At 63.3% G+C, this 21,978-nt stretch carries 18 protein-coding genes; 8 read left to right on the top strand and 10 right to left on the bottom strand.

Features of this window, described 5'->3' with window-relative positions:
• Nucleotides 1-127: 127 nt before the first annotated feature.
• On the bottom strand, nt 128-2,062 hold the full coding sequence (gene htpG, locus H7688_RS13940; protein WP_183361764.1) for a molecular chaperone HtpG: 1,935 nt from the start codon (nt 2,060-2,062) through the stop codon (nt 128-130).
• A 170-nt stretch (nt 2,063-2,232) separates the two neighbouring features.
• Nucleotides 2,233-3,276 (bottom strand): 3'-5' exoribonuclease, encoded by a 1,044-nt coding sequence (locus tag H7688_RS13945; protein WP_183361765.1) that lies wholly within the window; start codon nt 3,274-3,276, stop codon nt 2,233-2,235.
• A 240-nt stretch (nt 3,277-3,516) separates the two neighbouring features.
• On the opposite strand from H7688_RS13945, the gene trpE reads away from it, so the two are divergent.
• The 7 genes from trpE (at nt 3,517) to serA (ending at nt 11,762) form a co-directional block, all read left to right on the top strand.
• Nucleotides 3,517-4,992 carry an anthranilate synthase component I gene (gene trpE, locus H7688_RS13950; protein WP_183361766.1) on the top strand — a complete coding sequence of 492 codons (1,476 nt, stop codon included), beginning with the start codon at nt 3,517-3,519 and terminating at the stop codon, nt 4,990-4,992.
• Nucleotides 4,993-5,011: 19 nt separating this feature from the next.
• On the top strand, nt 5,012-5,590 hold the full coding sequence (locus H7688_RS13955; protein ID WP_183361767.1) for an anthranilate synthase component II: 579 nt from the start codon (nt 5,012-5,014) through the stop codon (nt 5,588-5,590).
• Nucleotides 5,591-5,763: 173 nt separating this feature from the next.
• Complete coding sequence (gene trpD / locus H7688_RS13960) at nt 5,764-6,822, top strand: anthranilate phosphoribosyltransferase (RefSeq protein ID WP_183361768.1); 1,059 nt, start codon at nt 5,764-5,766, stop codon at nt 6,820-6,822.
• Nucleotides 6,823-6,930: 108 nt separating this feature from the next.
• The gene (gene trpC / locus H7688_RS13965) at nt 6,931-7,731 is read left to right on the top strand and encodes an indole-3-glycerol phosphate synthase TrpC (RefSeq protein WP_183361769.1); all 801 of its coding nucleotides are present in this window, start codon (nt 6,931-6,933) and stop codon (nt 7,729-7,731) included.
• Nucleotides 7,732-7,790: 59 nt separating this feature from the next.
• Nucleotides 7,791-9,146, top strand: coding sequence for a TrpB-like pyridoxal phosphate-dependent enzyme (locus H7688_RS13970; protein ID WP_183361770.1), 1,356 nt, complete (start codon nt 7,791-7,793; stop codon nt 9,144-9,146).
• 314 nt (nt 9,147-9,460) lie between these two features.
• Entirely contained in the window at nt 9,461-10,072 is a 612-nt protein-coding gene (locus tag H7688_RS13975; protein ID WP_183361771.1) for a phosphoribosylanthranilate isomerase, read from the top strand.
• Nucleotides 10,073-10,163: 91 nt separating this feature from the next.
• Complete coding sequence (gene serA, locus H7688_RS13980) at nt 10,164-11,762, top strand: phosphoglycerate dehydrogenase (RefSeq protein ID WP_183361772.1); 1,599 nt, start codon at nt 10,164-10,166, stop codon at nt 11,760-11,762.
• A 180-nt stretch (nt 11,763-11,942) separates the two neighbouring features.
• On the opposite strand, the gene H7688_RS13985 is transcribed toward serA, so the two are convergent.
• The 4 genes from H7688_RS13985 to H7688_RS14000 all read right to left on the bottom strand — a co-directional run bounded on the left by H7688_RS13985 (nt 11,943) and on the right by H7688_RS14000 (nt 15,983).
• On the bottom strand, nt 11,943-13,010 hold the full coding sequence (locus H7688_RS13985; RefSeq protein ID WP_183361773.1) for a 3-deoxy-7-phosphoheptulonate synthase: 1,068 nt from the start codon (nt 13,008-13,010) through the stop codon (nt 11,943-11,945).
• A 282-nt stretch (nt 13,011-13,292) separates the two neighbouring features.
• On the bottom strand, nt 13,293-13,931 hold the full coding sequence (locus H7688_RS13990) for a nicotinamidase (protein ID WP_183361774.1): 639 nt from the start codon (nt 13,929-13,931) through the stop codon (nt 13,293-13,295).
• A gap of 26 nt (nt 13,932-13,957) precedes the next feature.
• Complete coding sequence (locus tag H7688_RS13995; RefSeq protein WP_183361775.1) at nt 13,958-15,397, bottom strand: nicotinate phosphoribosyltransferase; 1,440 nt, start codon at nt 15,395-15,397, stop codon at nt 13,958-13,960.
• 19 nt (nt 15,398-15,416) lie between these two features.
• Nucleotides 15,417-15,983, bottom strand: a complete 567-nt coding sequence (locus H7688_RS14000; RefSeq protein WP_183361776.1) for a tetratricopeptide repeat protein — start codon at nt 15,981-15,983, stop codon at nt 15,417-15,419.
• 159 nt (nt 15,984-16,142) lie between these two features.
• Here H7688_RS14000 and H7688_RS14005 point away from each other — a divergent pair, with 159 nt between their 5' ends.
• On the top strand, nt 16,143-17,006 hold the full coding sequence (locus H7688_RS14005; protein WP_183361777.1) for an SDR family oxidoreductase: 864 nt from the start codon (nt 16,143-16,145) through the stop codon (nt 17,004-17,006).
• Nucleotides 17,007-17,884: 878 nt separating this feature from the next.
• Here H7688_RS14005 and H7688_RS14010 read toward each other — a convergent pair.
• From H7688_RS14010 to H7688_RS14025, 4 genes are read right to left on the bottom strand one after another with little or no spacing between them, the layout of a single operon-like run.
• Entirely contained in the window at nt 17,885-19,156 is a 1,272-nt protein-coding gene (locus H7688_RS14010) for a Ni/Fe hydrogenase subunit alpha (RefSeq protein WP_183361778.1), read from the bottom strand.
• Nucleotides 19,140-19,898, bottom strand: coding sequence for an NADH-quinone oxidoreductase subunit B family protein (locus H7688_RS14015; RefSeq protein WP_183361779.1), 759 nt, complete (start codon nt 19,896-19,898; stop codon nt 19,140-19,142). The genes H7688_RS14010 and H7688_RS14015 overlap by 17 nt, the downstream gene beginning before the upstream one ends.
• Nucleotides 19,895-20,746: an FAD/NAD(P)-binding protein gene (locus H7688_RS14020; RefSeq protein ID WP_183361780.1), complete on the bottom strand. Its 852-nt coding sequence runs from the start codon at nt 20,744-20,746 to the stop codon at nt 19,895-19,897. Before H7688_RS14020 ends, H7688_RS14015 begins: the two co-directional genes overlap by 4 nt.
• Nucleotides 20,743-21,717, bottom strand: a complete 975-nt coding sequence (locus tag H7688_RS14025; protein ID WP_183361781.1) for a 4Fe-4S dicluster domain-containing protein — start codon at nt 21,715-21,717, stop codon at nt 20,743-20,745. Before H7688_RS14025 ends, H7688_RS14020 begins: the two co-directional genes overlap by 4 nt.
• Nucleotides 21,718-21,978 lie beyond the last annotated feature (261 nt).

The following is a 21,978-nucleotide window of genomic DNA, read 5'->3' on the forward strand; positions in this document are numbered from 1 at the left end:
AAGGAGGGAACGAGGGTCGGACCGTATCTTTGTGTACCAGAGCCAGATTCATCTCCGGCAACAAACGCACAAGGGCGGCTCCCCGTGAGGGAACCGCCCTTATTTTTTTGCTGCGGATCGTACCGGCTTACCTGCCGCCGGCCACCATCAGCTCGCTCACCAGCTTGGCGAAGCGCAGCGGGTTCTTGATCGGGGTCCCTTCGGTCAAAAGTGCCTGGTCGAAGAGGAGCTCGCAGTAGTCGGCCAGTTTCGGGTTCGCCTTGTCCTGGTCGTACATGGTGGTCATCACCTGCATGATCTGGTGATCCGGGTTGAGCTCGAGGATGCGCTTGGCCTCGGGGACCTCCTGGTTCATCGACTTGAGGATCTTCTCCATGTTGGCGTTGAGACCCATCTCCTCGGCTACCAGGCAGCAGGCGCTCTCGGTGAGGCGCGAGGAGAGGCGCACCTCTTTCACCTGCTCCTTCAGGGTCTCCTGGATGAAGGAGATCACCCCGGCGTACTCTTTCTTCGCCTCCTCCTTCTTGGCTTCGGCCTCCTGCTTCTCCTCTTCGCTCTCCAGTTCCAGGTCGCCGCGGTCGATCGCCTTCAGGTGCTTCTCCTGGTACTGGTGGATCGCCTGCACCACCCACTCGTCGACCGGGTCGGTCATGTAGAGGACCTCGAAGTCCTTCTTGCGGAAGACCTCCATGTAGGGGGAGTTCTCCACCGCGGCGCGCGACATGCCGGTGATGAAGTAGATCTCCTTCTGTGCCTCGGGCATGCGCTCGACGTACTCTTTGAGGGAAACGTATTTGCCGTTCTCGGTCTTGGAGCTCTCGTACAGGAGCAGGTCCTGGATCTTCTCGCGGTTTGCGAAGTCGAAGTGGACCCCTTCTTTGAGGACCGGGCCGAACTCCTGGTAGAACTTGAGATAGGTGTCGAAGTCCTTCTCCTTCATCTCTGCCAGGGTAGAGAGGATCTTGCCGACCAGGCTCTTTTGGATGCGCTTGATCTGCACGTCTTCCTGGAGGATCTCACGGGAGACGTTGAGCGGCAGGTCGCTGGAATCCACCACACCCTTGATGAAGCGCAGGTAGTCGGGCAAAAGCGCCTCGCAGTTGTCGGTGATGTAGACCCGCTTGACGTAGAGGTGCACCCCCTTTTTGTGGTCGCGCAGGAACAGGTCGTAGGGCTTGTGCGAGGGGATGTAGGCGATCGCCTTGAATTCGCTCACACCTTCGGCGGAGTAGTGAATGGTGGAAAGCGGCTTGTCGTAGTCGTGCGAGATGTGCTTGTAGAACTCCTCGTACTCCTCCTCGGTGATCTCGCTCTTCGGGCGGGTCCAGATCGCCTTCATCGAGTTCAGGGTCTCTTCCGTGGTTTTGTCGATGGTGCCGCCACCCTCGATCACGTTGCCGTCCTGGTCCTTCACCGGCTCGGAGCGGGTGATGTCCATGACGACCGGGTACTGCACGTAGTCGGAGTACTTCTTCACGATGGCGCGGATGCGCCACTCCTCGATGAACTCCTTCATCTCGTCCTTAAGGTGCAAGACGATGTCGGTGCCGCGGGTCTCTTTCTCGCACTCCTCGATGGTGTAGCTGCCGTCGCCGGTTGACTCCCAGCGGCAGCCGAACTGCTTCTCGCCGGCCTTGCGGGTGGTGAGGGTAACCTTGTCGGCCACCATGAAGGAGGCGTAGAAGCCGACGCCGAACTGGCCGATCAGCTCCGGGTTGTCGGCCAGGTTTTTCTCCTTGAGGCTCGCCATGAAGTTCTTGGTGCCCGACTTGGCGATGGTACCGATGTTCTCGGCGACCTCGTCCATGCTCATGCCAATGCCGTTATCGCTGATGGTGAGGGTGCCGGCTTCCTTGTCGGCGTGGAGCTTGATCTTCCACTCGGCGTTCCCCTCGAGAAGTTCCATGTTGGAGTGAGACTCGAAGCGCACCTTGTCGATGGCGTCGGAGGCGTTGGAAATCAGCTCCCTGAGAAAGATCTCCTTGTTGGAGTAGAGGGAGTGGATCACCAGGTCCAAAAGCTGCTGGACCTCGGTCTCGAACTTCTTGGTGGTTTTGCCCATTCGGTATGGTCTCCTTTGTGAGGTTGTAGTAAGCCGGAGGGGAAGCTAATCACTGGGGAGAGGTTTTTCAAGAGGGGCGGGAAGAAAAAGTGAGCGGGGGAGTGGTGCCGGGAGATGAGGTTCCAGCAGCTGCCGGGCGCGCCGGTGTCGCTGAAAAAAGGGGAGGGGAGTTACATCCGCAGGTACTGATCCAAAATGGCCGGGTGCAGGTTGACCGTCATCACCTCCCAGGCCTCCCTCAGCGCCTCGGCGTCGTTCAGCGCGTGGTGCGCCGGCGCGCTGGCGAACGCCTTCTGGCGGGCCTCCTGCAGCAGCGGAACCAACGCGGGGAAACTCTCGCAGTAAAAGGCGAGCGCCTCAGGGCAGAGGTTGTCCGGCAGGTTCCCCTCCAACAGGTCAAGCATGAGCACCCAGTCGTAACCGGGGGCGTCGGTTACCACCCGTACCGGCCCCCCGAATTCCACGATCCAGTCGGCCAGGCGGCACCCGGCGAAGTAGCGCTCTTGGAGGAATTCGCCGGCGGTGAGCTGCGGGAGGATGTGCTCGCGCACGAACGCCGAGCACCCTTCCCGGCTCCAGCCGTTACTGAGCTCGGCGTAAAAACGCTCGCCGGTGTCCGAGACCAGGCCGATGCTGATCAGCTGCGGGTAGTCGAGATCGGTGAATTCCGTGTCCAGGAAGATGAGCTTCGGGGTGGCGTTAAGGCCGGTGCTGCTCGACCTGCGTTGGCGGGGGCGCTGCCTGGCACTGCCATGTTCGCTGCAGAGCGTCTTGGCGAAGCCGTGCCCGACCTTCAGGGATCCCGGCTTGCCACAGGTCTCGCAGGTAGCGGCAGCCTTCAGTTCGGCTTCCCGGGTAAGCTCGGTGACGATGAACGAACTGGATGCGGCGCGCAGGAAAAGCCCCCCCAGGCGCTCCTCGGCGTGCACCCCGGCCACCCGCGGCATCCCCAGGTGCTCCAGCGCCTCGATCGCCGTGCAGAGGTCCCAGACCACCGGGTACCACCCCTCGCCGCAGACGACCCCCCCCTGGGGAGCGGCAAGGTAGCGGGGGAAACGGCCGATGAGCCGCTCGAGCGCGATATTCCCTTCCGGCTTGATGCGCCAGGTTCCCGGCAGCAAACGTTCCGTGGAACGCTTGAAGGCGACGATCCACTCGACGACGCTGAGCGCGAACTTTCCGAAGCAGGTTTTTAACTCTGTCAGCAGTGGCAAGGCTGTCTCTCTGTAGTGCTGGATCGTTTAATGTGTGCCGTCGTCGGTCACTATTTATCATGCCGCAACAAAAGTCAAGCTGAGGTAAACTTCGTCCCTTTCTTGACCCGGAAATGGGCTGAAACCCCCAGTTTCCTTGACTCTTTAAGCCGCCTATGCTACTAAAGTTGGTCTATTTCCTTTCTTGACCAGGGAATGGCTCCCTCCCGAAGCAACCCCGGCCGCCAACCAAGGAGTCCCATGTATCATCCAGACTTCCCGACATTTAAGTCCCTTTCCAGCGCAGGTAATCTGATTCCGGTGTACCGCGAGATCCTCGCCGATCTCGACACCCCGGTAGGCGCCTTCAAGAAGATCGACGACGGCCGTTTCGGCTTTTTGCTCGAGAGTATCGAGGGTGGCGAGAAATGGGGGCGCTACACCTTTCTGGGGTCGTCGCCGGCGGTCGTTATCCGCGGCAAGGACAACTGGGTCGAGGTCGTCGAAGCCGGAACGGTGCGTCGTGTCGAGGAGGTCTCCCCGCTTGACTTCGTGCGCGAGTACATGGCGCGCTACACCCCCGTGGAAGTCCCCGGTATCCCCCGCTTCTTCGGTGGCGCGGTAGGGTACTTGGGCTACGACGCGGTACGTCACTTCGAGAAGCTTCCCGATCAGAACCGCCGCGAGATCGACGCCTACGACGCCTACTTCATCATCACCGACACTATGGTGATCTTCGACAGTTTGAGCCAGAAGATTAAGGTGGTATCGAACGCCCACCTGGACGGCTCGCTGACTCCCGAGCAGGCCTACGCCGATGCGGTGGCCAAGATCGACGGTCTGATCGCCCGCTTGAAGGCGCCGCTGGCGGCCGAAGAACGGCGACCCGCCTCGGGGAAGGTCAACCTCACCTCCAACGTGCGCCGCGAGGATTTCGAATCCTCGGTGACCCGGGCCAAGGAATACGTGCGCAGCGGGGACATCATCCAGGTGGTCCTCTCGCAGCGCTTCTCCGGCGAGCTCACCGTCGACCCCTTCGACATCTACCGCGTGCTGCGAACCCTGAACCCCTCGCCGTACATGTTCTTCCTGCGCCTGGACGACACCGTCGTCGTCGGGGCCTCTCCGGAGGTCATGGTGCGCAAGGAAGGGGACCGCGTGGAGCTGCGTCCCATCGCCGGCACCCGGCCGCGTGGCAAGACCGCAGCGGCCGACGCGGCCCTTGCCGACGAGCTCCTGGCCGATCCCAAGGAAAGGGCCGAGCACGTCATGCTGGTCGACCTGGGGAGAAACGACCTGGGTCGGGTCTGCGAGATCGGCAGCGTCAAGGTTTCCGAGCTGATGGTGGTCGAGCGCTACTCCCACGTGATGCACATCGTTTCCAACGTGCAGGGGGAACTTGCACCGGGGCAGGACGCCTTCGACGTGGTGCGGGCGACCTTCCCGGCGGGGACCCTTTCCGGCGCCCCGAAGGTGCGGGCCATGGAGATCATCGAAGAGCTCGAGGGGGTGCGTCGCGAGGTCTACGGCGGTGCCGTCGGTTACTTCTCCTTCTCCGGCAACATGGACATGGCGATCGCCATCCGGACCCTGGTGGTGAAGGACGGCAAGGTTCATCTGCAGGCGGGAGCCGGCATCGTTGCCGACTCCGATCCCGCCGCCGAGTATATGGAGACGGTGAACAAGGCCAGGGCGGTGGTAAAGGCCATCGAGATGGCTGAAAAAGGATTGGACTAGAGGCGAAGAGGGGTACGCAATGCTTCTGATGATAGATAACTACGACTCTTTCACCTACAACATCGTGCAGTACCTGGGCGAGCTGGGTGAAGAGGTAAAAGTTTTCCGCAACGACAAGATCACCATCGAGGAGATCGAGGCGCTCAATCCGGAGCGCATCGTGGTCTCGCCGGGGCCCTGTTCTCCCGAAGAGGCCGGCATCTCGGTCGAGGTGATCCGTCACTTTGCCGGCAAGATCCCCATTCTCGGCGTCTGTCTCGGGCACCAGTCCATCGGCTACGCCTTCGGCGGCAAGGTCATCAAGAGCGCGACCCTCATGCACGGCAAGACCTCGCCGATCCTGCACGATGGCAAGGGACTCTTTGCCGGACTCCCCAACCCCTTCCAGGCGACCCGCTACCATTCGCTCATCGTCGAACGCGAGACGCTTCCTGCGGAGTTGGAAGTGACCGCCTGGGTCGCCGAGGGGGAGATCATGGGGATGCAGCACAAGACCCTCCCGATCTGGGGCGTCCAGTTTCACCCCGAGTCGATCCTCACCGAAGGCGGGCGCGAGATGCTGCAGAACTTCCTGGATATGTCCAAAGGCAGGGACTAGGGGATGAGGCAGGGACTAGGGACTGGGGATTAGGGACGAGGAGATGAGACAGGGACTGGGAATTTGATAGTAGGGACGAGGGGAACAAAAGGTGTCTGAGGATAAGCGACCGTTCAGGTTTTCCCTGGTCCCCAGCCCCTAGTCCCTAGTCCCTGCCTTTAAGAGGAGCAGAAATGATACGCAAGGCCATAGCGCGGGTAGTCGAGCGGGAGAATCTGAGCGAACCCGAGATGATCGAGGTGATGGACCAGATCATGTCCGGTGCTGCCACCCCGGCCCAGATCGCCGCCTTCATCACGGCGCTGCGCATGAAGGGTGAGACCGTCGACGAGATCACCGGTGCCGCGCGGGTCATGCGCGAGCGGGCCCTTCCCATTCGGGTCGGCAAGAGTGTCCTCGACATCGACCGCGACGACATCAACATCGACCGGGAAACGATCCTGGATACCTGCGGTACCGGAGGCAGCGGCACCAACAGCTTCAACATCTCCACTACGGTCGCTTTCGTAGTTTCCGCCTGCGGCGTCAAGGTGGCCAAGCACGGCAACCGCGCCGTCTCATCGTCGTGCGGCAGTGCCGACGTTCTCGAGGCGCTCGGGGTCAATCTGAACATCACTCCGGAAGCCGTCGAGCGCAGCATCGCCGAGATCGGCATCGGCTTCCTCTTCGCGCCCGCCCTGCACGGTGCCATGAAACATGCCATCGGGCCGCGCCGGGAGATCGGCATCCGCACCATTTTCAACATCCTGGGACCGCTCACCAACCCCGCCGGTGCGGACTGCCAGGTGCTCGGCGTCTACCGCGAGGACCTGGTCGAGAAACTGGGGCACGTGCTGCACAAACTCGGCTGCAAGCGTGGCTTCGTGGTGCACGGGTCCGACGGCATGGACGAGATCACCCTGGTGGGGCCGACGCGCCTTGCCGAGGTGACTACGGAAGGTGTTGCACTGCGGGTGATCAAGCCTGAGGACTTCGGCCTGGCCTCTTGCACGCCATCCGACCTCTACGGTGGCGATGCCAAGGGGAATGCGACCATCGTGAAGGACGTTCTGGCCGGCGTCGATGGGCCGAAGCGGCGCATCGTGCTGTTGAACGCCGCCTTTGCCCTGGTAGCGGCCGGCAAGGCTGCCGATGCCAGCCAGGGGCTTAAGATGGCCGTCGACGCCATCGACAGTGGCCGTGCCGCGGCGCAGTTGGAGAATCTGGTAGCGCTGACCAACGAGGTAGAGTAAGGCCTTCAGAAGCAAGAGGCCCGGACCCTGCCAAAATTCGGGTACCAGGCTATCAGGTCCCTTAGGTCCTTAAGGTCCTTACGCTGATACTATTAAGGAAAATGTTCCATGAGTGAAATACCCGATATCCTCAAGAAGATCGTCGACTACAAGACCGGTGAACTGGCTCGCACCAAGGCCGACATGCCGCTAGCCGAGGTGCAGGCGCGTATCGCCGACCTCGAAGACCAGCCGCGCGGCTTCGAAGCGGCCATCGTCAACGCCTGCGGCTCCGGTTGGACCCCGATCATCGCCGAGGTGAAAAAAGGGTCCCCCTCCAAAGGGGTGATCCGGCCCGACTTCGATCCGCTGGAGGTCGCATTGACCTACCAGGACAACGGCGCCACCTGCCTCTCCGTACTCACCGACGAGCACTTCTTCCTGGGGCACCTCGGGTACTTGGCGCTGATCCGCGAACAGGTGAGCCTCCCCTTGCTGCGCAAGGACTTCATCTTCGACCCCTACCAGATCTACCAGGCCCGTGCGGCCGGCGCCGACGCCATCCTGCTCATCGCGGCGATGCTGGAGCTCTCGCAGTTGCGCGAGTTCAGCGCCCTGGCGCGGGAACTGTCGCTCGATGTGCTTCTCGAGGTGCACGACGAGGCAGAAATGGAAGTCGCGCTGCTGACCGACTGCAACCTGATCGGCATCAACAACCGCGACCTCAGGAGCTTTGTGGTGGACATCGAAACCTCGGAGCGGCTGGCCAAGCTGGTCCCGCCGGGGCGCCTGGTGGTTGCCGAAAGCGGCATCACCACCCGACAGGAAATCGAGCGCCTGAGCGGACAGCGGGTGCACGCCTTCCTGATCGGTGAATCGCTCATGCGCGAGCCCGACATCGGCGCCAAACTCCAGGAGTTGCTGGGGTAGGGAGGCGCCTGCTTCCCCTGGATCTTTGCTGTGCTATCAATGCTGAAAAGGAGTGGCCTATGAACACCAAGTACATACTTGACGAGTCCCGCATCCCGAAGCAGTGGTACAACATCATCCCCGACATGCCGGGGCCGCTGTTCCCGGTGATCAACCCGCAGACCATGAAGCCGGTGACGCCTGAAGACATGAGTGTCATCTTCCCGATGTCGCTCATCGAGCAGGAGATGTCCAGCCAGCGCTGGATCGACATCCCCGACCCGGTTCGCGAAATTTACAAACTGTGGCGTCCCTCGCCGCTTTTCCGGGCCCGGCGCCTGGAAGAGGCGCTCGGCACCCCGGCGAAGATCTTCTACAAGTACGAGGGTGTCTCCCCGGCCGGTTCGCACAAGCCGAACAGCGCCATTCCCCAGGCCTACTACAACAAGCAGGCCGGCATCCGTCGACTGGCTACCGAGACCGGCGCGGGGCAGTGGGGGAGTTCGCTGGCACTCGCCTGCTCGATGTTCGGCCTCGAGTGCACCATCTACATGGTGAAGGTCTCCTGCACCCAGAAACCCTACCGCAAGAGCATGATGCAGCTCTGGGGGGCCACCGTGCACCCGTCGCCGTCCGAGTTCACCAACGCGGGACGCACGATCCTGGCACACGACCCGGACAACCTGGGAAGCCTCGGCATCGCCATCTCCGAAGCGGTGGAGGACGCCGCCACCCACGAGGACACCAACTACGCCCTAGGGAGCGTCTTGAACCACGTCTGCCTGCACCAGACGGTGATCGGCCTGGAGGCCAAGGAGCAGATGGCCTTGGCCGGCGCCTATCCCGACGTGGTCATTGCCTGCTGCGGCGGCGGTTCCAACTTTGCCGGCCTTTCGTTCCCGTTCCTGGCCGATCGTGCCAACGGCAAGAAGGTGCGCTGCCTCGCCGTCGAGCCGGCCTCCTGTCCGACGCTCACCAAGGGGGTTTACGCCTTCGATTTCGGCGACACCGCGAAGCTTGCCCCCATTACCATGATGTACACCTTGGGGCACGACTTCATGCCTCCGGGGATCCATGCCGGCGGGCTGCGCTACCACGGCGACTCAGCGCTGGTCTCTCAGCTCTACCACGCCGGTGAGATCGAGGCGAAGGCCTACCGTCAGACCGCCTGCTTCGAGGGAGCGCTGCTCTTCTCGCGCTGCGAGGGGATCGTCCCGGCACCCGAATCGTCCCACGCGGTGCGCGCCGCCATCGACGAGGCGGTGCTGGCCAAGGAGGAGGGGAAAGAGAAGACCATCCTCTTCGGGCTCTCCGGCCATGGCCAGCTCGACATGGGTGCCTACGACTCCTTCCTCTCCGGCAACCTCGAGGACTTCGAGTACCCCGAGGAGAAGATCCGCGAAGCCCTGGAGCGGCTCCCCAAGGTCTCGCTGTAGCTTAATCCCGGCTGACCGGCAGGGGACTGGCTCCGCAGGTGCCTGTCCCCTTGGGCTTGCTCTCGAGTAAGCTCTACCGGCTCGCCTCAACTCACCCCCGCCCCTTGCGGGAGGGGGCAGGGGGGTGGGGGAGGCTGCCACGAAGGCGGGTTTTTTCCTCGCTGCGAGGTCCTTACCGGTACCGGAGCCCTCACCCGACCCTCTCCCAAAAGGCGAGGGGGAGCCTGTGTCTGACAGGATGAGGTTCCGGAAGTACGACGGCGATTCTCTCAAGGCGCCCGGTGCATGTTGAGCAATTTTAAGGGTATACGGCGATGACAAAAGTTAAGATTTGCGGTATAACAACGCTTGACGATGCCCTCATGGCAGTTCAGTCCGGGGCCGATGCCCTGGGCCTGGTCTTCTTCGAAAAATCGCCGCGCTGCGTCACTTCCGAGCAGGCGGCGACTATCGTATCAGGACTTCCTCCCTTTGTGCAGGTGGTCGGTCTCTTCGTCAACGCTCCTCTGGAATATGTCAATGCCACCGCCGAGCGCTGCCGACTGGACCTGATCCAGTTGCACGGTGAGGAGAGCCCCTCCTACTGTGATGCGGTGACCAGGCGCGTGATGAAGGCATTCAGGGTGCGCGGCGCGGAAAGCCTCGCCGCCCTGAGCGACTACCGGGTCGCCGGCTACCTGCTCGACGCTTACTCTCCCAACTCATACGGCGGCACCGGCGAACGCTTCGACTGGGACCTGGCCAGCGCCGCCAAAGGGCACGGCCCGATAATCCTGGCGGGTGGTCTTACCCCCGACAACGTGGCCCTGGCCGTTTCCTCCGTCTCCCCGTACGCGGTCGACGTCTCCAGTGGAGTCGAGGCGGCGCCGGGGCGCAAGGATCCCGAGAAGGTGAGGGCCTTTGTCCGCAACGCCAAGACCCGGTGACCCAAAACGATGCTGAAACCGCCGGCGCTGGTTGCCCCAGCACCCCACAACGCCCGGCACAAAGTGAACTCAAAACCCAAAAGGAGTGGCAATGAAGATTATCGTAACCGATGAGGTGGCTCAGGAAGGACTGGCGCTTTTGCAGCAGGATCCACGCGTGCAGCTGGATGTGCGGCTGGGACTTAAGAAGGAAGAGCTCTACTCTATCATTGGCGATTACGACGTTATCATCACCCGTAGCGGCACCACGGTCGACAAGCCCCTGCTCGACGCCGCGACCAAGCTGAAGATGGTGGCCCGCGCCGGTGTCGGCGTGGACAACGTCGACGTGGATTACGCCTCCTCCAAGGGGGTCATCGTGGTCAACGCCCCCTTCGGCAACACCAACTCCGCGGCCGAGCACGCCATGGCGCTCTTGCTCTCGTTTTGCCGCAACGTCACCAAGGCGAACTCCTCGCTCAAAGGCGGCGCCTGGAAGCGCGCTCCCTTCACCGGCTACGAGCTGAAAGGGCGCAAGGCCGGCGTCATCGGCCTGGGCAAGGTCGGCGGCCGGGTGGCCACCCGCCTGAAGGCCTTCGAGTGCGACGTGATCGCCTGCGACCCCTACATCGCCGAGAAAAGGGCGCACGACCTGGGCGTTCGCCTGGTGACCCTTGAGGAGGTCGTCAAGACCTGCGACATCATCACCGTGCACACCCCGCTCACCGATGAGACCCGCAACATGATCGGCAAGAAGGAACTGGCCGCCATGAAGGAGGGGGTGATCGTCATCAACGCGGCGCGCGGCGGCATCATCAACGAAGAAGCGATGCTCGAGGCGCTCGACTCCGGCAAAGTGGCCGGTGCCGCCTTCGACGTCTGGAGCCAGGAACCCCCCGACAGCGAGATCCTCAAGAAGCTGATCGGCCACGAGAAGATGGTGGTAACCCCGCACCTGGGTGCCAACACCTTCGAGGCCCAGGTGAACGTGGCGGTGGACGTCTCCCGCGAGATCATCCATTACCTCAACGAGCAGCCGGTCGACAACGCCCTCAACATCCCGCGTTTCGACGCCTCGCTCATGGATCAGATGCGTCCCTACCTGAACCTCATGAACGCGCTGGCGGACTTCGCCATCCAGCTGGTGGAAACCAACCTGAACAAGATCACCTTCTCCTACTCGGGGAACCTGGCCCAGCACGACTGCACCCCGATCACCGTCTCCGGCCTGGCGGCCCTTTTGAACCGTCGCGTCGAGCAGGAGGTCAACATGGTGAACGCCCAGCTGGTCGCCGACCGGATGGGGATCGTCGTGGAAGAGGTGAAGAGCAGCCAGTCCGAGGCCTTCTCCAACATGATCACCCTGACCATCGAGGGGTCCGGCGAGAAGCGGCTCATCTCCGGTACCCTGTTCGAGGGAATCCCGCGCATCGTCAAGCTGCGCGACTACCAGATGGACTTCCGTCCCGAGGAGCACATGCTGCTCATGGCCTACGGCGATCGTCCGGGCATCATCGGCAAGATCGGCACCATCCTGGGCGAGCACGAAATCAACATCGCCTCCATGAACCTCGGTCGTCGCGAGAAGAAGGGGGAGGCCATGGTTATCCTCTCCCTGGATTCCCAGGTGGCACCCGAGGTGCTCGAGAAGGTGAAGGCCGCAACCGACGCCACCTTCATCAAGCAGCTCTACCTGGTGACCGCGAAGTAAAACCTCACGTCATTGCCGAAAAAGAAGGCCCCGACAGCAACTGTCGGGGCCTTTCTCGTTCTGTTCTGCTCTGTTCTCGTTCTCAGCAATCAGGGCCCAGGTCCCTGGTGTCCCTGAAATCCCCTCCGTACCTGCAGTCCTTCTTGTCCTTTATAAAACCTCAGCCGCTACAGTCGCAGCCTACGAAGCCCGCCTGCCGCCGCACGCCTTGAGCCTTGCGTACGCCTCGCGCAGCGTCGCCTCCGTGGTCTCCCAGTTGATGCAGCTGTCCGTGATGGAAACCCCGTACTCCAGGGTGGAGAGGTCCTTGGGAAGCGGCTGGTTCCCTTCCTTCAGGTAGCTCTCGATCATGACCCCCGAGATGCTCCGGTTGCCGGCCTCGATCTGGTCCACCACGCTCTTCAGCACCTGGGGCTGCAGCTCGAACTTTTTCTCGGAATTGCCGTGGCTGCAGTCCACCATCATGGTCGGCAGCAGTCCGGCCTTGACGAGCATCTGCTCGGCCTTGGTAATGTCTTCCGGGTAGTAGTTGGGGCGCTTGTTGCCGCCACGCAACACGATGTGTACGTCCGGGTTCCCGGTGGTCTGCACGATGGAGGTAAGGCCGTCGCGATTCACACCCAAAAAGCTGTGCGAATGCAGCGCCGCTTTCATGGCGTCGAAGGCGATCTGCAGGTTCCCGTCGGTGCCGTTTTTGAACCCGATCGGGAAGGAGAGTCCGCTTGCCATCTCGCGGTGGGTCTGGGACTCGGTGGTGCGGGCGCCGATGGCTCCCCAGGAGAGCAGGTCGGCCAGGTACTCGGGGGTGATGGGATCGAGCATCTCGGTGGCGACCGGAAGCCCCATCTCGGTGATCTTGCACAAGAGGCTACGGGCAATCCCGAGCCCCTTGGAGATCAGGTGGCTCCCGTTCATGTCCGGGTCGTTGATGAGCCCTTTCCATCCGACCGTGGTGCGCGGCTTCTCGAAGTAAACCCGCATGATCAGCAAGAGCTCCTCGGAGACCTCGCGCGACAGGGCCGCCAGTTTCTCGGCATACTCCAGGGCCCCCTTGGGATCGTGGATCGAGCAGGGCCCGACCACCACCATCAGGCGCCGGTCCTCGCCACGCAGGATCCGGATGATCGCGGCGCGGCTTGCGCTCACGCAGGCGCTCGACTCGTCGGAGATGGGGAACACCTGCCTCAGGTCGGTAGGCGCGATGATGGGGGTGATGCTCTTGATCTTAAGGTTGTTCGTCTTGATCATGCTGGGGCTCCTCGGCGGAACAATTTTTAATGTGCCGTAATCTAGCCTGTTTCCAACCTGCTGTCAAAAAAAAATGCCCCGCCTCAACGTTATTTTGAGGGGAGCATATTTTTGTATGACTGGAAAGAAAACCGCAGGTTAGCTGAGGGTGGCGGGGCGCTCCTCTTGCGGGGAGGGTGCCAGAAGGAGGTTCCGACCTTACCTCGGCGTCCCCCCACCCGACAAGGGGAGGGGAAGCATTGGGACCGACGGGTTAGCTGCAGCAACGACCCGGGGGCGCGTTCAGGAACGCAAGGCCCGCCGGTGGTGGGGACCGCCGGCGTCGCTCGTGAGCAGCTCCGTTACCGTATCCAGGGTCACCAGGCTGGCGCCGGCTGCGCGCATCTCGTCGACGGCACGGGCGCCGTCACCGGCGGTAAGATCTACCGCACGCACCGCGTCGGCCAGAAGCGTCACCGCGAACCCTTCCTTGAGCCCCTCGAGGACGCTCTCCTTCACGCAGTAGTCGGTAGCCAGCCCCCCCACGTAGAGCCGGTCCAGCCCCATGTGGCGCAGCAGCATCGGGAAGGGGGTACCGTTCTCGGTCAACCCCTGCAGGGCGGAGTACCCTTCGTCCCAGCGGGTGAGCCCCTTGGAGATGACGATGGTCCCCTCGGGGAGCAGGAGCTTGGGGTGAAACTCGGCCCCCGGGGTGTCCTGGACGCAGTGCACCGGCCAGCTGCCGCCGTTTTCCTTGAAATGGGCGCTCTGTGCCGGGTGCCAGTCCCGCGAGGCGAAGATGGGGGTGCCCCGCTTCCAAAAAAGCGAGATGTAGCGGTTCAGCACGGGGACCACGGCATCTCCCTCGGCTACGGCCAAGGACCCCCCCGGACAGAAATCGAGCTGGACATCGACGATAAGTAGGGCCGCTCTGCGCTGCATATCGGTCTCCTTTGCGGATCGTGGTCTCACGTGTGCCTCGTCTTGAATTTGTCTTTGACCTCGGTGATCAGGCTGAGCCTCAGCTGGTTCAGCCCCGCACTGATGGAAACCTTGTAGGTGTGCGGGTTGATGAGGCGCAGGCAGCCTGCCGGCAACCGGGAGAGTTGCTCCTGGGAGCGGTCCGCCGCGGCATCGAGGGTTTCCGGCGGTCGGCAGCGCCGGCCTCCTTCCATGACGAGACTGCGCAACTCCACGAAGTTCGCCGCATCCGGGATGCGCACCTGCTGCAGCGGGTTGCCGGGATCGTAGACCAGGTCGCCGGGGGAGAGTGCCTCGCCGCGCAGCGTGATGACGTCCTGGATGAAGTTCCCCTGGCGGTCCACGACCCGCAGCACGGTCTTGTGGTCGGGAAGGGTCGCCTTGGAGACATCGCTGGTGAGTTTCAGCTTGGGGGAGTGGTCGACCTGTACCAGCTTGTAGACCCCTCCAAGGGCGCCACCCCCTTCGCCGGCGCAGGTGGCGAGCCGGGTCCCCACGCCGTAGATGTCCACCCGCCCGCCTTCGGCCCGGATCGACTCGATCACGTGCTCGTCAAGTTCGTTGGAGGCAACCACCTTCACCCCGGGGAAACCGGCCTCGTCGAAGGCCGCGCGCACCTGCCGCGAGAGGTAGGCCAGGTCCCCGGAGTCGATGCGCACCCCGAAGAGCTCGTGGCCACGCTCGCGCAACTCCGCCGCCACGGTGAGCGCGTTGGGAAGCCCGCTTTTCAGGGTGTCGTAGGTGTCGATGAGCAGGATGCACCCCTGGGGGAACACCTCGGCATAGCGGCGAAAGGCGGTGAGCTCGTCGGCAAAGGCCATGATCCAGCTGTGGGCGTGGGTTCCCTTCACCGGGATGCCGAACACCTGGCCCGCCTGGACGTTACTCGTGCTGCGCACCCCTCCGATGTAGGCGGCGCGGGCCACGCTCAACCCCCCGTCGGGCCCCTGGGCGCGGCGCAGGCCGAACTCCATGACCTGGGCGCCGCCGGCCGCGTGGTTGATGCGCGCCCCCTTGCTGGCCACCAGGGTCTGGAAGTTGATCACGTTGAGTAGCGCCGTCTCCACGAACTGCGCTTCGGCGAGCCCCCCTTCCACGGTCAAAAGGGGCTCGCGGGCAAAAACCACGCTCCCTTCCGGCGGTGCGCTGACGCGTCCCCTGAAGCGGAAGCTCTCCAGGTAGGCGAGAAACGCGGGGGAAAAGAGGTTCAGGCTCTCCAGGTACTCGAGGTCGGTCGCCGTGAAGCGCAGCTCCTCCAGGTATTCCAGGGCGGTTTCCAGCCCGGCGAATACCGCGTACCCACCCTGGTAGGGGTTGCTCCGGAAGAAGAGGTCGAATACCGCGGGACGCTCATGCATCCCTCGCTCGAGGTATCCAGCCAGCATGGTGAGTTCGTAGAGATCGGTGAGCAGGGGGCTGATATGCATGGTAGGTTGTACTCCACGGCTAGGTGCCGCGCTGGTTTATGGCCCGGATCAGCTTCCCCGCCAGGTCCGGGTCGAGAAGTTTCAACGCCAGGTACTCGCCCTGCGCCTTGCCCGCCTCCCCCAGGTAGAGATAGCACAGGCCCAGCTTGTAGTGCCCGTTGCTGTCCTCAGGGGTGAGTTCGAGGAGTGAGCGGTAGGCCTCGGCGGCCTCGGGGTACTGTTGCACCCGGAAGTACACCTCGGCGAGGTTCGAGTAGCCCAGGGAGAGTTTCGGCGCGAGACTCAGCGCCTTTTTCAGGTCCTTGATGGCCTGCTGGAAATCGCCGTTCAGGGCCTCCACGGTCCCCAGGTTGAGCCAGGCCGCCGCACTTTCCGGATTGATGTCCAGGCTGCGCGCGAAGGCGAGGGCGGCATCCTGGTAACGGCCGGCGCTGTTCAGCGCGAGCCCGGACAGGAACCAGTCCTCGGCATCCAGGTACTCTTCCTGGCCAAGCGGTAGGGGCTGCGGGTGCACTTCTTCGGCGATGCTCCCCGCCAGGCCTGCCAACAAAAGCACCATCAGGTGAGTGCAAGTAGAGTGCCTCATCAGGGTCCTCCTCGTCAACCGTTTAACTGTAACATGTCGAATTGCAATTTCTACGCGGTCCTTCGGTGGGTTTTTGCTGGCAGTCGCTAGAAGTTTCTGCTAGATAGGTGGGCGGCGCACGCAGGTTTGCCGCAACAAAAGTGACTAAAGAGGTGGCATGTGGAACATCTTTTCATCATTGGGTTCGGTTATGTGGGGCAGCGCATCGCGACGCTTGCCAAAGAGGACGGGGTTCGGATCGATGCGTTGAACCGCAAGGGGACCAGCATGGAGGGGGGCGAGCTCAACACGGCGGACCTGGACGATCCGGCTTCGCTTGCCGGCCTGCCGGTACCAGGGGCGGGGATCATCTACCTGGCGCCGCCGCCGGGAGGGGGGAACCACGAGACGCGGATGCGCAACTTCCTCGCGTCCATCCATCCGGGGGGGGAGCCGGCGAAACTGGTCTACCTGAGCACCAGTGCCGTGTACGGAGACTGCCAGGGTGAGGTGGTCACCGAGGAGAGCCCGGCCCAGCCCCAGACCAGCCGGGGCAAACGGCGCCTGGACGGCGAAGAGCAGGCGCTTTCCTGGGGGAGGGCGCACGGGGTACCGGTGGTCGTTCTGCGCGTGGGGGCGATCTATGCCCCGGACCGCCTTCCCTTCACGCAGCTGCAAAACCAGCTGCCGGTCCTGCGCGAAGACCTCTGTCGCCCCACCAACCGGATCCACGCCGAGGACCTGGCCCGCATCTGCCTGGCTGCCCTGGAGCGCGGCACGGACGGCGCGATCTACAACGTAAGCGATGGCCACCCCACGACCATGGCCGACTACTTCAACCGTGCCGCCGATTTCCTGGGTCTGCCCAGGCCGCCCCAGGTAGACTGGGACGAGGCCCGGAAGATCATGACCCCCTTGATGCTGACCTACTTCTCGGAGGCGCGCATCCTCGACAACAGCCGCATGCTGCGGGAACTCGGCGTTACCCTGCGCTACCCAGACCTGGCTTCCGGCCTCAGCAAAGCGCAACCGGAGCACCGTTAAGGCGAGGGGGCGGGCACGGTCCATTCCCGGCAACCTGAACCCTTTTCGGGCAGGCCCGCCCCCGAAGCTCCCCTTCCGGAGCAGTCACGATTTGCTGCCCATTTTTTGTGCAAAATGCCAATTTCGGCGGAAAATACCTCGCTGAACGAGCCTCGATAGGCTCCTTTCCACATGGTTATCCACAGCATTTGTGGAAGACGATCCGCTACCAGCGTGGTTTCGTCGCCACCCCCTCCATAAGTTATCCACTTTTCAGGATGTTTTTGACATGCGCCAATCTGTTGACAGTAATGAGCGGGGGAAAACTAAAAAAGGTCCATGACGGGCGTCATGGACCTTTAGGTGGGATTGGCGTTAGGAGGGCACTTTCTGCTAATCCGTCGGTGGAGTTGTTCCGGAGGGCGGGGATCCTGCTCGAAGTCGACCAGGGTTGCTGCCGGACCGGTGCTGCTCCCCTTTTTCAAGCGGTGGTGCTGGCCGCCTGGCGGATGAGAAAAGTCGCTTTCCGCGTTGCCTCTAACGCCAATTTCTTTGGTGCTCCGGAATACCGTACACGCTGGGTTTGGGTTTGCTGACCGCTGTCGCAATATACCCCGAGAAGGCGTTTTAGGCTTCCCCCTGCTGCGCGGGGGCCTGCTCACCACGGCTGTACCCGGGATGACATGGTTCGATAAGGTAGTCAGGGAACTCAACCGCACGCAACGAGTATTCCAGAGCTTGCTTCGCAATTGCCTTGCGTTGCCAGCCCAAGTCTAGCAACCTCCGTTTTGCTGTCAAGCGCGCCAATTCAATTTTTTTCCTGCCGTATCCCTTTGTTTTAGCGTAATTTTTCTGCCTCGTGGCACTCCGTTTGGCTATTCCTCAGTGACCTTCGAAACTTAGAGCTGAACCAGATGCACGGCGCAGGAAATACAGGGGTCAAAACAGCGTACCAGGCGCTCGAGCGAGCCGGTCAGGAGAGCCGGTTCACTTCCGTCCAGGGCTTGAGCCAGCGCCCAGAGATTTTCCTCCAGTGCCAGGTGGTTCAACGAGGTCGGGGTGATCACGTCGGCGGCCGTGCAGCTACCCGAGGCGTCGAAGCTGTAGCTGTGGATCAGGACGCCCCGGGGCGCTTCGTAGGCGGCGGTTCCGCTTCCCGCCGCGGGGGTAAGATGGGGCGGCCTCCCGGTGTCTGCCGGGTCGTGCTCTAAAAGTTCCTCGACGAGCAGACGGGCGGCCAGTGCGGAGCGGCAGAGTTCGATGGCCTGGGCCAGCGCGTTGGCCCGGATGTCCTGTCCCTGAACCTCGACGAGCGCCTCCCGTAACGGTTCCTCCCCGGGGAGCGCCGCTTGGGAGAGATTCAGGCGGGCCAGTGCCCCCACGGTCGGGACCATCCCGGCCACCCGGGCGCTTTTCGCGTGGGAGTGTGGGACGGTCCACTCCGAGACCACTTCCCGGTAGCGACTGACCGGCATTCCCGGCAGGGCGTCCAGCTGGAACTCTTCCCCGGTGAAGCTGTGGGGGGCGGTGGCAAGGGCCAGATAGTGCGGCGTCGGCAGGGGAGGGAAGGGGAGGCTGCGCCGGAACAGCTGGAGGGCCTGGAGGCAGCTTGGCAGGATTTCCTCGATCCCATCCGCCAGCCGCTGCAGGGTGTCCCGCGAGGTCCGCCGTCCCAGCCCGCCCAGGGTGATGTTCACCGGGTGGATCAACCTGCCGCCCAACTCCTCCTGGATCAGGTTCCCTACCTGTTTCAGCTTGAGGCCGGTCTTGAGAAGATCCGGTGCCTCTCGTGCCAGGTCGGCCACCCCCTTCACCTCCAAAAGGTCGGGAAGCAGCAGGCAGTAAAGGTGCAAGGCATGGCTTTGCAGCTGCCCGCCGTGCAGGATGAGTTCCCTGGTGAGTTGCGTGGTCCGCGAAACCGTGAGCTTAAAGGCATCTTCCACCGCACGAAGTGCAGCCACCTTGTGGACGGTCGAGCAGAGCGAGCAGATGCGGCAGACGATCTCGGGAACCTCCGCGTAACTGCGACCCCGGAGCAGAGCCTCGAAGAGCCGGGGCGACTCCGTCAGGCAGAGCTCCACCCGTTCGGCGCGTCCCCCCTCAAGGTACACCTTGACACTCCCGTGCCCCTCCACCCGGCTGAGCGGGTTCACCTCAACGACGCTGCCCATAATCCCACTCCACGGTGAAACGGCTCATCCGGCGCTCGATCTCTTCCCTGGAAAAACCGCGCTCCAGCAAGAGTTCCAGCTCCTGGGCCACGTTTGCCTCAGCGACCGGCCCGCGACACCCCTCGCAGGGGATTCCGGTAGCCGGGCAGCGGGCGTTGCATCCCGCCTGGATGACGGGCCCCAGGCAGAGCTGGTTTCTTTCCAGAAGCAGGCAGAGGGTTTCGCGGCTGCGGCACTCGAGGCAGACCGGGTAATGCGGGAAGGCGGGGAGGGTGCCGGCGAGCACGGCTCCCAGAAGCTGCAGAAGTTCGCCTTTCTCGGGGGGGCAGCCGGTGATGCCGGCGTCGACGCTGACGAAGTTTTTGAACGGGGCTGGGGGGAAGCTTTCCGGCCGGGACTCTCCATTTCCGTAGACCGCCTCGAGCAGCTTGGGGCGCGGGGTCGTGCGGTTGTGCTGGGCGGCGATCCCACCGAAAAGGGCACAGGTGCCGAAGGCGACCAGGAGGCGGCTTGCGTTTCTGAAGTGGAAGAGGGTGGCCAAGTCCCCGGGCGTGGAAACCGCTCCTTCCACGAGCGCCAGGTCGTAGCGCGCCTGCCGGTCCGGGTCGCTCTGCCCCATCGGGAAATAGGCGACCTGGAACCGCTCCAGGATCTCCTGTAGTTCCCCCTCGCAGTTAAGCAGGGTGAGCTGGCACCCCGAGCAGGCGGTGAGCCCGGCAATGGCAAGGCTCGGCTTGTTCATAACGCCTCCGGGATGCCGGCGAGCTCGCTTAGGCGAAAGACCGGGCCGTCGGTGCAGCAGAGCTTGGTCCCGATGGCGCAGTGGCAGCAGCGCCCGATGCCGCAGCGCATCCTGCGCTCCAGGCTCAAAAGCACCCGGTCGGGGGCGACACCTGCTGCGGTCAACTCCCCGATCAGGCAGCGGTAGAGCGGGGGAGGGCCGCAGACCGCGGTATAGCTTTGACCCGCGTCGAAACGAAACCCCTTGAGGAGGTCGGGGAGCAGTCCCACCGCGCAGGCGTACTCGCCAGCCGCCTGCTCGGGCGCGAAGTCGACGGTGAGGTAGAGCCTCAGCCCGTGCGCTGCCGCAAGCCCGACCAGTTCCTCGCGAAACAGCATGAGCGCCGGCTCCCGCGCCCCGTACATGAGGGTCACCTCGCCGTAGCGCTCCCGGTTGCGCACCAGGTGCAGCAGGAGCGAGCGCAGCGGGGCGATCCCCAGTCCACCGGCCAGGAGCACCACCGGACAGCCGGTCATCTCCTCCACGGGAAAGCCGGTGCCGAAGGGCCCCCGCAGGCCGAGCGGCTGACCGGGACGCGCCTGGTGCAGCAGGGTGGTCACCTGCCCGACGCGGCGCACGCAGAGTTCGAGGGTACCATCAGCGCCGGGGAGATCAGCGGGAGAAATGGGGACTTCGCCCGCACCCGGGACGGAGAGTTGCATGAACTGCCCCGGCAGGAACCCGGATAAGGCGCTACGCGCAGCCGGCTCGGGGGCCACCCGGAACAGCGCCGTGTCCGGCGAGAGCTCCCGGCGCTCCACGAGCGTCGCCGCGAACGGGAGGTAGGGCTCAAGCGCTTGGGCCGTCATGGCTGCTCCGTTTCGCCCCTGGGCATCGCGACCAGTTCGCGCAGGTCGATGTCCACCGGGCAGAGCTCTTTGCAACGGCCGCACCCCACGCAGGAGGATCTCCCCTCCAGGGGCGAGAAGCCGCAGTACTTGTGCAGGAACCGGTATCTCAGGCGATCCAGTCGGGTGGGGCGGAAGTTCCCTCCGGCGACGGCGCCGTGGCTTGGAAAGAGGCAGTTATCCCACTCTCTTACCCGGGAGCCGTCCCCGGATAATCCCGGAGTCTCCCGGACGTCGAAGCAGTAGCAGGTGGGGCAGCAGGCCGAACAGGCGCCGCAGCCGACACACCTGCGGGCGAACTCATCCCAGAGCGGGTCACGGGAATAGGCCCGTGCGGGGTCTTGGGCGGGGATCAGGCAGGAAGGGGCTCTGCCCGAGGGGGCGGCATCCGCCTCCTGCAAAAGTTCAGACGCGGCCCCGAGCATCGCCGCACCGGCCGCAGTCCCGGCATGTACCCGGAAGCCTCCCTCGCGTGCCTCCAGGAACAGGTCGCAGCGTGCCGAGCCTTGCGGTTCGCTGCAGAAACAGTACTCGTCGGGGGTGCAGGAGATGCCGACCAGAAGGAGTTTCGCGCGCCGTTCGGCGTACCTGGGATCCCGCGGTTCGCTCAGAAAGACCAGGTCCAGGTAGGCGATCGCCTCCAGGTCGCAGGCGTGCACGCCGAAAAGCACGGTGGCAGGGCTCGTGCCGTCAGGAAAGCGGTAGTGCCCCTCGCGGTATTCGAGGAAGGTGTCGCGAAACGGGAAGAGGTACTTCTTGGGAGGGATCTGGGTGCGTCGATAGCCGAGGTCGATCTCATCCAGCGAGCGCACCGGTGCAAAGAGCGAGACGCCGCTCTCGGACCAGGTCGGGGCGTGCAGGGTGCCGAAGCCACCGAGGGTGTCGAGAAACTGCTGCAAACTCTCCTGTGCCAGATACGCGCTGTTCTCCATGAGCATCTCCTGGGCCGATTGTAGTATACCTGTCGCGCCTGGGTTGGCAACAGCAGCACCAGTGAGCAACGTCGGATGGATCTGGCCCGGTCTCAGGTAATACCCGGGCTTAAGTCGCGGCGTTTGACTTGATGTGGGCAACATGTTACTTAAGAAGAAGCGGCTGAGGAAAAGTCATTAACCTTCCAGGTTCGGATCTTGTCCCAGCGCGGCAACCGGTGCACAGTTCCCGGAACGATTGTGGCCGCCCCTTGTGCCATT

Source organism: Geomonas limicola (genome assembly GCF_014193675.1).
GTDB lineage: Bacteria > Desulfobacterota > Desulfuromonadia > Geobacterales > Geobacteraceae > Geomonas > Geomonas limicola.

Bases quoted from the DNA above. Each gene is read 5' to 3' on its own strand.
- serA (WP_183361772.1), top strand. From the start codon at position 10,164: ATGAAGATTATCGTAACCGATGAGGTGGCTCAGGAAGGACTGGCGCTT.
- trpD (WP_183361768.1), top strand. From the start codon at position 5,764: ATGATACGCAAGGCCATAGCGCGGGTAGTCGAGCGGGAGAATCTGAGC.
- H7688_RS13975 (WP_183361771.1), top strand. From the start codon at position 9,461: ATGACAAAAGTTAAGATTTGCGGTATAACAACGCTTGACGATGCCCTC.
- trpE (WP_183361766.1), top strand. From the start codon at position 3,517: ATGTATCATCCAGACTTCCCGACATTTAAGTCCCTTTCCAGCGCAGGT.
- H7688_RS13990 (WP_183361774.1), bottom strand. From the start codon at position 13,931: ATGCAGCGCAGAGCGGCCCTACTTATCGTCGATGTCCAGCTCGATTTC.
- H7688_RS14010 (WP_183361778.1), bottom strand. From the start codon at position 19,156: ATGGGCAGCGTCGTTGAGGTGAACCCGCTCAGCCGGGTGGAGGGGCAC.
- H7688_RS13955 (WP_183361767.1), top strand. From the start codon at position 5,012: ATGCTTCTGATGATAGATAACTACGACTCTTTCACCTACAACATCGTG.
- H7688_RS14015 (WP_183361779.1), bottom strand. From the start codon at position 19,898: ATGAACAAGCCGAGCCTTGCCATTGCCGGGCTCACCGCCTGCTCGGGG.
- H7688_RS14025 (WP_183361781.1), bottom strand. From the start codon at position 21,717: ATGGAGAACAGCGCGTATCTGGCACAGGAGAGTTTGCAGCAGTTTCTC.
- H7688_RS13985 (WP_183361773.1), bottom strand. From the start codon at position 13,010: ATGATCAAGACGAACAACCTTAAGATCAAGAGCATCACCCCCATCATC.
- H7688_RS14000 (WP_183361776.1), bottom strand. From the start codon at position 15,983: ATGAGGCACTCTACTTGCACTCACCTGATGGTGCTTTTGTTGGCAGGC.
- H7688_RS13970 (WP_183361770.1), top strand. From the start codon at position 7,791: ATGAACACCAAGTACATACTTGACGAGTCCCGCATCCCGAAGCAGTGG.
- htpG (WP_183361764.1), bottom strand. From the start codon at position 2,062: ATGGGCAAAACCACCAAGAAGTTCGAGACCGAGGTCCAGCAGCTTTTG.
- H7688_RS14020 (WP_183361780.1), bottom strand. From the start codon at position 20,746: ATGACGGCCCAAGCGCTTGAGCCCTACCTCCCGTTCGCGGCGACGCTC.
- trpC (WP_183361769.1), top strand. From the start codon at position 6,931: ATGAGTGAAATACCCGATATCCTCAAGAAGATCGTCGACTACAAGACC.
- H7688_RS13995 (WP_183361775.1), bottom strand. From the start codon at position 15,397: ATGCATATCAGCCCCCTGCTCACCGATCTCTACGAACTCACCATGCTG.